This is a genomic window from Rhodoferax sp. LS1R11 (assembly GCF_056521395.1).
Map to the genome: position 1 here is coordinate 348,833 of NZ_JBWMAW010000002.1, position 11,699 is coordinate 360,531.

Annotated in this window: 10 protein-coding genes; 7 read left to right on the top strand and 3 right to left on the bottom strand. The window is 65.6% G+C overall.

The window, feature by feature from the left end; all coding sequences use genetic code 11:
- The first annotated feature begins 53 nt into the window (after positions 1 to 53).
- From AC097N_RS04210 to AC097N_RS04225, 4 genes are read left to right on the top strand one after another with little or no spacing between them, the layout of a single operon-like run.
- Positions 54 to 764, top strand: a complete 711-nt coding sequence (locus AC097N_RS04210) for a CerR family C-terminal domain-containing protein (protein ID WP_479579490.1) — start codon at positions 54 to 56, stop codon at positions 762 to 764.
- 9 nt (positions 765 to 773) lie between these two features.
- Positions 774 to 2,192 (top strand): efflux transporter outer membrane subunit, encoded by a 1,419-nt coding sequence (locus AC097N_RS04215; protein WP_479579491.1) that lies wholly within the window; start codon positions 774 to 776, stop codon positions 2,190 to 2,192.
- A 45-nt stretch (positions 2,193 to 2,237) separates the two neighbouring features.
- Positions 2,238 to 3,446 carry an efflux RND transporter periplasmic adaptor subunit gene (locus tag AC097N_RS04220; protein WP_479579492.1) on the top strand — a complete coding sequence of 403 codons (1,209 nt, stop codon included), beginning with the start codon at positions 2,238 to 2,240 and terminating at the stop codon, positions 3,444 to 3,446.
- 12 nt (positions 3,447 to 3,458) lie between these two features.
- A complete protein-coding gene (locus tag AC097N_RS04225) occupies positions 3,459 to 6,533 on the top strand; it encodes an efflux RND transporter permease subunit (RefSeq protein WP_479579493.1) in 3,075 nt (1,024 codons plus the stop codon).
- Positions 6,534 to 6,653: 120 nt separating this feature from the next.
- Here the strand turns inward: AC097N_RS04225 and AC097N_RS04230 are convergent, their stop codons facing one another.
- Positions 6,654 to 6,971 carry a HEPN domain-containing protein gene (locus AC097N_RS04230; RefSeq protein ID WP_479579494.1) on the bottom strand — a complete coding sequence of 106 codons (318 nt, stop codon included), beginning with the start codon at positions 6,969 to 6,971 and terminating at the stop codon, positions 6,654 to 6,656.
- A complete protein-coding gene (locus tag AC097N_RS04235) occupies positions 6,964 to 7,278 on the bottom strand; it encodes a nucleotidyltransferase domain-containing protein (RefSeq protein ID WP_479579495.1) in 315 nt (104 codons plus the stop codon). Before AC097N_RS04235 ends, AC097N_RS04230 begins: the two co-directional genes overlap by 8 nt.
- A 261-nt stretch (positions 7,279 to 7,539) precedes the next feature.
- Between AC097N_RS04235 and kynU the strand changes: the two genes are divergently transcribed.
- Both kynU and AC097N_RS04245 read left to right on the top strand, forming a co-directional pair.
- Complete coding sequence (gene kynU / locus AC097N_RS04240) at positions 7,540 to 8,835, top strand: kynureninase (RefSeq protein ID WP_479579582.1); 1,296 nt, start codon at positions 7,540 to 7,542, stop codon at positions 8,833 to 8,835.
- A 33-nt stretch (positions 8,836 to 8,868) separates the two neighbouring features.
- Positions 8,869 to 9,723, top strand: coding sequence for an alpha/beta hydrolase family protein (locus tag AC097N_RS04245; RefSeq protein ID WP_479579496.1), 855 nt, complete (start codon positions 8,869 to 8,871; stop codon positions 9,721 to 9,723).
- 46 nt (positions 9,724 to 9,769) lie between these two features.
- Here the strand turns inward: AC097N_RS04245 and rfaE2 are convergent, their stop codons facing one another.
- Positions 9,770 to 10,264, bottom strand: coding sequence for a D-glycero-beta-D-manno-heptose 1-phosphate adenylyltransferase (gene rfaE2, locus AC097N_RS04250; protein WP_479579497.1), 495 nt, complete (start codon positions 10,262 to 10,264; stop codon positions 9,770 to 9,772).
- A gap of 83 nt (positions 10,265 to 10,347) precedes the next feature.
- Between rfaE2 and AC097N_RS04255 the strand changes: the two genes are divergently transcribed.
- Positions 10,348 to 11,580 (top strand): HD-GYP domain-containing protein, encoded by a 1,233-nt coding sequence (locus AC097N_RS04255; RefSeq protein ID WP_479579498.1) that lies wholly within the window; start codon positions 10,348 to 10,350, stop codon positions 11,578 to 11,580.
- Positions 11,581 to 11,699 lie beyond the last annotated feature (119 nt).

An 11,699-nucleotide genomic window follows, 5' to 3' on the forward strand; every position in this document is an offset into this window, starting at 1 on the left:
GACATGGGTCTAGTTAAATCAATCGTTTGTTTTAACTGGCTAGAATCCTGCGCATGTCGACCGTTCTTTCCCACACCCCGCCCGGCAAGACGCTGCGCAGCGACGGCCAGGAGGCGCGCAAGCGCTTGCTGGAAGCGGCCCTGGCCTTGTTCGCCGATAAAGGCTTCGCCAAAACCTCCACCCGAGAGATCGCCCAGGCGGCCAAGGTGAACATTGCGTCCATCAGCTACTACTTTGGCGACAAGGCGGGCCTGTACCGGGCCGTCTGGGTCGACCCGCGGTGCAACCCGGATATCCAGCCCAGCGACTTCGACGGTGCCGGCCTCACCCTGCCAGAAGCCCTGAGCGGCGTACTGCGCGGCTTTGTCGAGCCCCTCAAACAGGGCGACCTGATGCAGCAGTGCATGAAGCTGCATTTCAGGGAAATGCTGGAACCCACCGGCGTGTGGCAAGAGGAAATTGACACCCACATCAAGCCCGCACACATGGCCCTGGTGGGCGTGGTGTGCCGTCATCTGCAGGTCACCGAGCCGGACGACGATATCCACCGCCTGTGCTTCAGCATTGCCGGGCTGGGCATGATGCTGCATGTGGCAGGTGATGTGTTTTCAGCCATCCGGCCCCAGCTGGTCGCCTCCCACGAAGCGCTCGATGTCTATGGCGAGCGCCTGGTGACCTATGCCATGGCAATGGTGCAGGCCGAGGGCCAGCGCCGGGCTGCGCTGGCAGGCGCGGCGCCCGTTTTTTCTAAGCCACTTACTTGAGTCGTCTCCATGATGTTGAAATCCTTGCGCAAACTCACTCCTCTGGCCGCGGTGCTGCTGCTGGGCGCCTGCGCCGCTCTGATGCCCCCGACCCGGGTGGACGCCTCCGTCGCACCGGCCTGGCAGGCGCCGCTGCCGCACCACGGCACCGTGGGTTCCCTGGCCCAGTGGTGGCAGCAACAAGGGGACCCGCTGCTGGTGGAACTCATCACCGCGGCACAGGGCGTCAGCCCTTCAGTGGCCCAGTCGCTGGCGCGCATTGAAGCCGCCCGCGCCAACCAGGTGCTGGCCCGATCGGCGCTGCTGCCCAACGTGGGCGCCCAGGCCAGCGCCAGCCGCGGGGTGAGCCAGCCCGCAACGCCGGTCGCCACCACCACCCAGGCCGGCCTGCAGGCCGCGTGGGAGCTGGACCTGGTGGGCGCCAACCGCGCCGTCAGCAACGCCGCGCTGGCCAACCTCGAAGGCACCCAGGCCCAGTGGCACGATGCCCGCGTGTCGGTCGCCGCCGAAGTGGCCAACCTGTATTACAGCCTCTCGACCTGCGAGCAGCTGCTCGCCCTGGCCCAGCGCGATGCTGCCTCACGCAGGGAGACCGCGCGTCTGACGGGCATCAACGCCAGCGTCGGGTTTCTGGCCCCCTCGTTCGCGGCCATGGCCCGTGCCAGTGCCGCCGACGCCCAAAGCCGTGCCACCCAGCAAAGCGCCCAGTGCGATATCGCCACCAAAGGGCTGGTGGCATTGACGGCGCTGTCAGAACCGGTTTTGAAGCAAAAACTGGCTCTAGCCCAGACAGGACGCGCGCAAGCAGCTCCTTTTTTAATAGCAAGCGTGCCCGCGCAAACCATTGCCCAACGGCCTGATGTGTTTGCCGCCGAGCGTGATGTGGTGGTGGCCAGTGCCCAGGTGGGCAGTGCCAAGGCCCAGCGCTTGCCGCGCCTGAGCCTCAACGGCTCGATTGGCGCGCTGCGGGTCAGCAGTGGCGGGGCCGACCAGAACCTGTCGACCTGGTCCTTCGGCCCGTTGGCCCTGAGCCTGCCCCTGTTTGACGGTGGCCAGCGAGTCGCGGCCGTGAAGTCGGCCGAGGCCAACTACCAGTCGGCCGTGGTGGTCTACCAGGGCAAGGTCCGCCAGGCCGTGCGCGAGGTCGAAGAAGCGCTGGTCACCTTGCAAAGCACCGAGGCCCGCACGCAGGACGCCCAGGTGTCGACCCAGGGGTATGCCGAAACACTGGCCGCCACCCAGTCACGCTTTGGCCAGGGCTTGGCCAGCCTGATTGAGCTGGAGGACGCGCGCCGCAACGCGCTGGCCTCCGAATCCGCCCAGTTGTCACTGGGCCTGGAACGCAACCGCGCCTGGGTGGCGCTGTACCGCGCCCTGGGCGGCGGCTTTGAGCCCGATGCCGTCACCACGATGGCCCATGCCCGCTGATTGACCCCCACCGAACTCCATTTTTTGATGCGACGCGAGACCCTCATGAACCCATCCATCCAGCCCCACGCCCTTGCCCCCCTCCATCACTTGTTGGGCGGCTTGCCGTTCAAGCCCGTCACGCTGGGCCTCATCGCGGCCAGCGTGTTGACGCTGGCCGCCCTGGGCCTGGTGGCCACCCGCAGCGAGGCGGCCGATGCGGCCAAACCGGCCGCCAAACCCGCCCTCACCGTGGCCCTGACCCAGCCCAAAAGCAGCCAACTCATCATCAAGCTGGCCGCCAATGGCAGCGTGGCCGCCTGGCAGGAGGCCAGTGTGGGGGCCGAGGCCAACGGCCTGCGCGTGGCCGAGTTGCACGCCAGCGTGGGCGACCGCGTGAAGCGCGGCCAGCTGCTGGCCACCTTTGCCGCCGAGAGTGTGCAGGCCGATGTGGCCCTGGCCCGCGCCGCCGTGGCCGAGGCGCAAGCCAACGCCGCCGAAGCCGCGGCCAACGCCGACCGCGCCCGTGCGGTGCAGGGCAGCGGCGCCATCAGCGCCCAGCAGGTCAACCAGTACCTGACGCAGGAGCAAACCGGCAAGGCCCGTGTCGCGTCCGCCAAAGCCCAGCTGGATGCGCAGCTGCTGCGTCTGAAAAACACCCGGCTGGTGGCACCGGATAGCGGCATCATCTCGGCCCGCCTGGCGACCGTGGGCAGCGTGGTGGGCGCCGGCACCGAGATGTTCAAACTCATCCGCCAGGGCCGCCTGGAGTGGCGGGGTGAGGTGACGTCGGCCGAGATTGCCCGCATCACCCCCGGCACCGGCGTGCTGGTGACAGCGCCCGGTGGCGCGCAAGTGAAGGGCAAGGTGCGCATGCTGGCACCGACCGTGGACACCGCCACCCGCAACGGGCTGGTGTATGTGGACCTGGCGGGCAGCGGCGCCAGCTTCAAACCCGGCATGTATGCGCGCGGCGAGTTTGAACTGGGAAGCTCCGGCGCCTTGACCGTGCCGCAAACCGCCGTGGTGGTGCGCGATGGCTTCAGCTACGCCTACCGGGTGGGCGCCGACCACCGGGTCAGCCAGGTCAAGGTGCAAACCGGCCGCGTGGTGGGCGACCAGATTGAAATCCAGAACGGCGTGACGCCCCAGGACCAACTGGTGGCCAGCGGCGGCAGCTTCCTGAGCGACGGTGATTTGGTCAAGGTGGTTGACGCTTTGAAGCCAAATACGACTGCAGCCCCCGCCCATCGTTCGGCATCAGCTACAAAATAAGGAGCAAACCCCATGAATGTCTCCGCGTGGTCCATCAAAAACCCGATCCCGGCGGTCATGCTCTTTGTGATGCTGACCTTTGCCGGCCTGCTGGCCTTCAACTCCATGAAGGTGCAGCAGTTTCCTGACCTCGAATTGCCCACCGTCACCGTGTCGGCCTCCCTGCCCGGGGCCGCCCCGGCCCAGCTGGAGACCGAAGTCGCCCGCAAGCTGGAAAACGCCATTGCGCCCCTGCAGGGTCTGAAAAACATCTACACCAAGGTGCAGGACGGCGGCGTCACCGTCACGGCCGAATTCCGGCTGGAGAAAGCCACCCAGGAAGCGGTGGACGATGTGCGCAGCGCCGTGCAAGGCGTGCGCAGCGACCTGCCCAGCGATGTGCGCGACCCGGTGGTGAGCAAGGTGAATCTGTCAGGCGCGCCCATTCTGGCGCTCACCATTCGCTCCCCCCGGATGGACGATGAGGCCCTGAGCTGGTTTGTGGACAACACCGTGGCGCGCCGCCTGCTGGGCGTCAAGGGCGTGGGCTCGGTGGTACGGGTGGGCGGTGTGAACCGCCAGGTGGAGGTGGCGCTGGACCCCCTCAAACTGCAATCGCTGGGCGCCACCGCGGCCGATGTGTCACGCCAGTTGCGCCAGGTGCAAACCGAGAGCGCCGGTGGCCGCGCGGATGTGGGCGGCAGCGAGCAGCCCATGCGCACCATCGCCACGGTCAAGACGGTGCAGGAGTTGGCCAAGCTGGAGCTGACGCTTAGCAACGGCCAGCGCGTGCGCCTGGACGAAGTGGCCTCCGTCAAGGACACGGTGGCCGAGCCCCGCGCGTTGGCCCTGCTCAATGGCGTGCCCGTGGTGGGTTTTGAGATCACCCGCAGCAAGGGCGCCAGCGAGGTCGAGGTCGGCGCTGCCGTGCAGGTGGCCCTGGCCCAACTCAAAACCGAACACCCGGACATCGAGTTGACCCAGGCCTTTGACTTTGTGCAGCCGGTGGCCGAGGAGTTTGATGCGTCCATGACCATGCTCTACGAGGGCGCGATTCTGGCCGTCATCGTGGTGTGGCTGTTTCTGCGCAACTGGCGCTCCACGCTGGTGTCGGCCGTGGCCCTGCCCTTGTCGGCCATTCCCGCCTTCATTGGCATGGCGTACCTGGGCTTTTCCATCAACACGGTGACGCTGCTGGCGCTCTCGCTGGTGATCGGCGTGCTGGTGGACGATGCGATTGTCGAAGTCGAAAACATCGAACGCCACCTGAACATGGGCAAGACGCCCTACCAGGCCGCGATGGAGGCCGCTGACGAAATTGGCCTGGCCGTGGTGGCCACCACGTTCACGCTGATTGCGGTGTTCCTGCCCACGGCCTTCATGGCAGGCATCCCGGGCAAATTCTTCAAGCAGTTTGGCTGGACCGCCGCACTCGCCGTGTTTGCCTCGCTGGTGGTGGCGCGCGCGCTCACCCCCATGATGGCCGCCTATGTAATGAAGCGCAGCCCGCGCGCGCACACCGAGCCGTTCTGGATGGGCCGCTACATGAAGCTAAGCCACTGGGCGCTGAGCCACCGCTGGATCACCATGGGCTTGGCCGGGGCCTTTTTTGCCGGCTCCATCCTGCTGATTCCGCTCCTGCCCACCGGCTTTATTCCGCCGGACGACAACTCGCAAACGCAGGTGTACCTGGAGTTGCCGCCCGGCTCCACGCTGGCACAAACCCGCGAGGCCGCCGAGGCCGCGCGCCAGTTGCTGGGCAAGGTTGAGCACATCAAGAGCATCTACACCACCATTGGCGGCGGCGCGGCCGGTGCCGACCCGTTTGCCCCGGCCGGGACGGCCGAAGTGCGCAAAGCCACCTTGACCGTGCTGCTCACCGAGCGCGGCCAGCGCCCCCGCAAGCAGGGCATCGAGAACAACATCCGCGCTGCCATGACCGAGCTGCCCGGTGTGCGCAGCAAGGTGGGCCTGGGCGGCTCCGGTGAAAAATACCAGCTGGTGCTCACCGGTGAAGACCCGCAGGCCCTGGCCGCAGCCGCTGCGGCCGTGGAGAAAGACCTGCGCACCATCCCCGGCCTGGGCAGCATCACATCGAGCGCCAGCCTGATCCGCTCCGAGATCGCCGTGCGACCCGACTTTGCCCGCGCCGCGGACCTGGGCGTGACCAGCAGTTCGATTGGCGAGACCCTGCGCATTGCCACCGTGGGCGACTACGACACGTCGCTCGCCAAGCTCAACCTGAGCCAGCGCCAGGTGCCCATTGTGGTGAAACTGGCCGACGCCGCCCGGCAAGACCTGGAGGTGCTGGGGCGCCTGGCGGTGCCCGGCGTCAAGGGCCCGGTCATGCTGAGCCAGGTCGCCACGCTGGAGATGGCCGGTGGCCCCGCCGTGATTGACCGCCTCAACCGCAGCCGCAATGTGAACTTCGAAGTGGAGCTGTCCGGCGCGCCTCTGGGTGATGTGGCCGCGGCGGTGGAGAAGCTGCCCAGCGTGGCCAACCTGCCCGCTGGCGTTAAGCAACTCACCCTGGGCGATGCCGAAGTCATGGGCGAACTGTTTGCCAGTTTTGGGCTGGCGATGCTGACCGGCGTGCTGTGCATCTACATCGTGCTCGTTTTGCTGTTCAAGGACTTTCTGCACCCGTTCACCATTCTGGCGGCCCTGCCTTTGTCGCTGGGGGGCGCCTTTGTGGCGCTGCTGCTGGCGGACAAGAGCTTCTCCATGCCCTCGCTCATCGGCTTGATCATGCTCATGGGCATTGCCACCAAAAATTCGATTCTGCTGGTGGAGTACGCCATCGTGGCGCGCCGTGACCATGGCCTGAACCGCTTCGATGCGCTGCTGGACGCCTGCCACAAGCGGGCCCGCCCGATTGTCATGACGACGCTGGCGATGGGCGCCGGCATGGTGCCGCTGGCGGTGGGCTGGGGCGCAGCGGACAGCAGCTTCAGAAGCCCAATGGCTGTGGCCGTGATTGGCGGGCTGATGACCTCAACCCTGCTGAGCCTGCTGGTGATCCCCTCGGTGTTCACCGTGATGGACGACCTGGAGCACCTGATCAAGCGGGGTGTGGCGCGGCTGCGTGGGCGGGCGCCACAGGGGTGAATTCAAGGGATTTGCCAACCCCGCTTTGATCATTCAACACCACGTACCATGCTGGCTTCACGCCGGGCCCAGTCAAGCACCTGCCTGGCGGCCTGCAGCGCCCGGCTGCGGTCAAGCCCTTCAGGGTCGCGTTCCGTAGCGCGCTTCAACAGCATAGGGATTGAGTTCATCCAGCCAATCCGCCTCAGGCGGGGCGGCGAGCTTGTGATCTTGTAGCAGGTCCAACAATGAGACAAGGTCATGCGTACGGCGAAACTCGATCATGTTGGCACTGAGCACCGCCTTGAGCGATTTTTCAACCGCTTGTTGCGCATGAAAGCCGACCATGGCATCCCCAATGCCAATATTGGCGGCAAGCACCTCACAGGCAGCCAGATCTTGCGCGGCGGCACTCAGCAACAGCGCATACACCGGCTTGTGGACAAGAGGGTCAACCATGAACGACCCGACCTTCACGCAACGCCCAATACAGTGCAGTACCGGGTTGCTGACCCCACTGATTGACTTCTGAGCGCGAATACACAAGAACATCGACAGGCACACGCAGTGGGCGCAAAGCGCGGCGCAGGCGAATCATTTCGCGGGCCCGATTTTCCACCGTCGGCTCAATGACCAAAAAGTCAAGGTCCGAATCCTCATGGGCTTGGCCGCGCGCATAGGAGCCAAACAGCAGGATTTGTTCAGCCTTGGGCGCGGCTTTGACCAGTGTCTCCACGGCGCAAGCCAATGTAGCGGAATCAATCATGTGGGCCCTTCATTCAGTATCCTTATACGCATACGCTGTCGAACGCATTGTGGCATTCATGGGGCGATTAAAAATGACCGGCAACCTTTGGTGAGCGCCCCCCTCAACGGGTGAGGATTAGCAACTCAAAAGCGCTATGAAATAAGTAGCTACATGCGCACGAACCACGGCGGTTACGAGGCTATTTTTCATAAATCACATTAAGATTCGATGCGCTACCCAACGATTGACACCGCCAGGCCCACCGACACCATTCAAACCATGACAACACTCCCCGACTGCCAGCACCTTGACGCGCAAGACCCCTTGCGCGCACTGCGCGACCACTTCAGCCTGCCCGACGGCGTGATCTACCTGGACGGCAACTCGCTGGGCGTGCTGCCCAAAACGGCGGCGGCGCGCGTGGCCGAGGTCGTCACAAAGGAATGGGGCCAGGACCTGATCCGCTCGTGGAACAGCGCGGGCTGGTTCAACCTGCCGCAGCGCCTGGGCGACAAAATCGCCACCCTGATTGGCGCGGACGCGGGCGAGGTGGTGGCCACCGACAGCACGTCCATCAACCTGTTCAAGGTGCTCAGCGCGGCGCTCAGCCTGGCCGCGCAGGAGGCGCCGCAGCGCCGCGTCATCGTGAGCGAGCGCAGCAATTTCCCGACCGACCTCTACATTGCCGAGGCGCTGTGCAAGGAACGGGGCTACACGCTGCAACTGGTCGAGCCCGACGACATCGCCGCCAGCCTCACGGCAGAGGTGGCGGTGCTGATGCTGACCCACGTGAACTACCGCACCGGCGCCATGCACGACATGGCCGCCCTCACGGCACTGGCCCACCGCGCGGGCGCCCTCACGGTCTGGGACCTGGCGCACAGCGCCGGGGCCGTGCCGGTGGCGCTCAAAGCAGCCGGCGCCGACTTCTCGGTGGGCTGCGGCTACAAGTACCTCAACGGCGGCCCCGGCGCACCGGCGTTTGTGTGGGTGAACCCGAAACATGCCGAACGCTTCTGGCAACCACTGGCGGGCTGGTGGGGCCACGCCACACCGTTTGAATTCACGCCCGACTACCGGCCCGCCCCAGGCATCACGCGCTACCTGTGCGGCACACAGCCGATCATCAGCATGGCCGCGCTGGAGTGCGGGCTCAACGTCTTCGACGCCGCGCAAGCGCTGGGCGGCATGGCGGCCTTGCGCACCAAGTCGCTGGCGCTCACCGATCTGTTCATCACGCTGGTGGAACAGCGTTGCGCCGGTTATGGCCTGGGCCTGGCCACCCCGCGTGCGCACGCCCAACGCGGCTCGCAGGTGTGCCTGACGCGCGAGCATGGGCTGGGCGGTGAATCGTCCGGCGCCTACGCCATCGTGCAGGCGCTGATTGCGCGCGGCGTGATCGGCGACTACCGCGCCGGCGACGGCGGTGTGCACAAAGACATTTTGCGGTTTGGCTTTACTCCGCTGTACGTGGGCTTTGCCGATGTGTGGCAGGCCGTGGAACATTTGCGCCAGGTGCTGGAAAGCGGCGAATGGAAGTTGCCAGAGTTCAACCAGAAACACGCGGTGACCTGACCTCTTCCAACCGCCATCACAGGACAAGCCCTGATGCACGCTGAAACCCCATCCCCATTAACCTGGGATCAGCTCGATGCCATGCCCTTGCCGCCCGCTGTGGTGAGCACGGCTTATGGCAGCGCACCACAACAGTTTGGCGAACTGCGCCTGCCGGAAGGCAGCGGACCGCACCCGGTGGTCGTGCTCATCCATGGCGGTTGCTGGCGCAACCGGTTCGACCTGGCCTACATCACGCGCCTGGCGGCCTGGCTCACGGCACACGGTTGGGCCACGTGGACGATTGAATACCGGCGCCTGGGCGACGAAGGCGGTGGCTGGCCCGGCACCCTGCGGGATGCCGGAGCCGCACTGGACGCCTTGCGCGAACTGGCCGTCACCGCACCCCTGAATTTGCAGCGTGTGGTCACAGCCGGGCATTCCGCAGGCGGGCACCTCGCGCTGTGGCTGGCGGGCCGCGCCCGGCTGGACACCAACAGCCCGCTGTACGTGCCCGATCCATTGCCGGTGGCGGGCGTGCTGGGCCTGGCGGCCATCACCGATCTGGACCAGTACCGCATCGGCCCGGCCGACAGCTGCCACGCCGCGGTGGACCTGCTGCTGGGCGGCAGCCCGGCCGACATGCCACAGCGCTACGCCGACGCATCACCCCTGCGCCGTCTGCCATTGGGCGTGCCGCAAGCCTTGGTCCAGGGCGACCTGGACGACACGGTGTCGGTGGAATCCGTGCGTCACTACGTGCAAACAGCACAGGCCGCCGGAGACGCCGCCCGGCTGTGGGAACTGCCCGGCGCCGGGCATTTTGAGGTGACGGTGGCGACCCCGGCCAGTGAGGCAGCGCTGGTCCAGGCGCTGGACTGGTTGCTGCAGAAGATGCTATTAAATTAGTAGCTGTTCCCGCACGTTCTACCTAGGCTACAGCCCGATTTGGCACTTAACCCTGGCGAATCTTCTGCACCAGGGCGGTGGTCGAATAACCGTCCACAAATGGCAGCGCCAGCGCCCGTCCACCGTAGGCCTCGACCACACGCGTCTCAGCCAGCTTGCCCATGTCGTAGTCCCCGCCCTTGACCAGAATATCGGGCTTGACCTGCGCAATCAACTCCAGCGGCGTGTCTTCATCAAACCAGGTCACCAAACTGGTGGAACCCAGCGCGGCCATGACAAAGGCACGGTCGGCTTCGTTGTTGAGCGGGCGGTCCGGGCCCTTGCCCTGCCGTTTGGCCGAGGCGTCGGTGTTCAGCGCCACCAGCAGGCTGGCGCCCAGCGCACGCGCCTGGGCCAGGTACATCACGTGGCCGCGGTGCATCACATCAAACACGCCATTGGTGAATACCAGCGGGCGGGGCAATTGGGCCACCCGGGCCAGAACGGCGTCGCGTCCGCAAATCTTGTCGGAAAGCGCAGAAATAGAGGGTAAGTCGGTCATGCCTTCGATGCTAGCAGGCGGACGTTATCGCTTAAGCTTGCTCACCGCGTTGCCATCGTGCATTGGCATAATTTCCATCTTCCATGAACCTCGTTACCGTCAGCATCGACTCCATTCGCCTCAGCCAGCCGCTTCCGTTTTCACTTCGGGACAAAGGCGGCGTTCTGCTCGCGCCCAAAGGTTTTGTCATCATCGACCGGAGCTATCTGGAGCAGATCGTCGAGCAGCGTGGCAAGCTGTTCGTGGATGTGTCGGAGTCCGAGGCGCATCGGCGTGCCTACGTGGGCAAGCTGCACCACCTGGTGCGCGAGGACCGGTCGCTGGGGCAGATTGCGGGCGCCGAGATGTCGGCCGAGGACATGCCCCCCCCCAGCACGGCGGAAGACGCCGGTGTGACGGACTGGCTGAACCTGCAGGGCCAGACCCACGCCATGTTGCGCGACACCCACCCCGAGAGTTTTCGCACCCGGCTGGACAAACTGCAGGTCGAATTGAACCGCCACCTGGACGACAACCCGGATGGTGCGCTGTTTGCCCTCATTCAGATTTCCAGCAGCGAGGTGCGTCTGTACAGCGCCACGCACGCCATGCTGGTGAGCGTGATGTGCAGCCTGGCCGCCCGGGAGGTGCTGAAGTGGCCGCCCGAGCTGCAGGCCAAGGTGTGCAAGGCGGCCCTCACCATGAACATCGGCATGACCGAGCTGCAGGACCGCCTGGCCCAGCAAAAAGAAATGCCCAGCCCGGCCCAGCGCGAGTTAATCAACCAGCACGCCAACCGCTCTGCCAGCATCCTGGAGCAACTGGGCATCACCGACCCGCGCTGGCTGGAGGCCGTGCGCGAGCACCATGCCAAAACACCGGGCCCGTTGGCCACCCGCACCGAGGGCCAGCGCATGGCCCGTCTGATCCAGCGTGCCGACACGTTTGCTGCGCGCCTGGCACCCCGAGCCTCGCGCATGCCGGGGTCGCCGTCCAGCGCCATGCAGGCCTGCTATTTTGATGAAAACAAGCAGATCGACGAAGCTGGCGCTTCGTTGATCAAGGCCATGGGCATTTACTCACCCGGCTCTTTTGTGCGGCTGGCCAGCGGGGAGATTGCCGTGGTCATCAAACGCGGCGCCAACACCGCCACGCCGCGGGTCGCCGTGGTGCTCAACCGCTCGGGCATGCCCACGGTGGAGATCATGGTGCGCGACACCAGCAAGCCGGAATTTCGCATTGCCGGCGGCGTGGCGCACCGCGACGTCAAAGTCCAACTCAACCTGGAACGCCTGCTGGCGCTGACCCGCATTCCCGTCTCAGACCGTCCCTGGTAGCAGACGCGTCGCCAGATCCGGGCGACAACATCTCTGTCAACCGGCAAGGCCGCCCCGCTGGTGATGGCGTCGCCACGCCCTGAATGGACTCAGAGACCCCGCCGGGCGAGTGGTTTTAA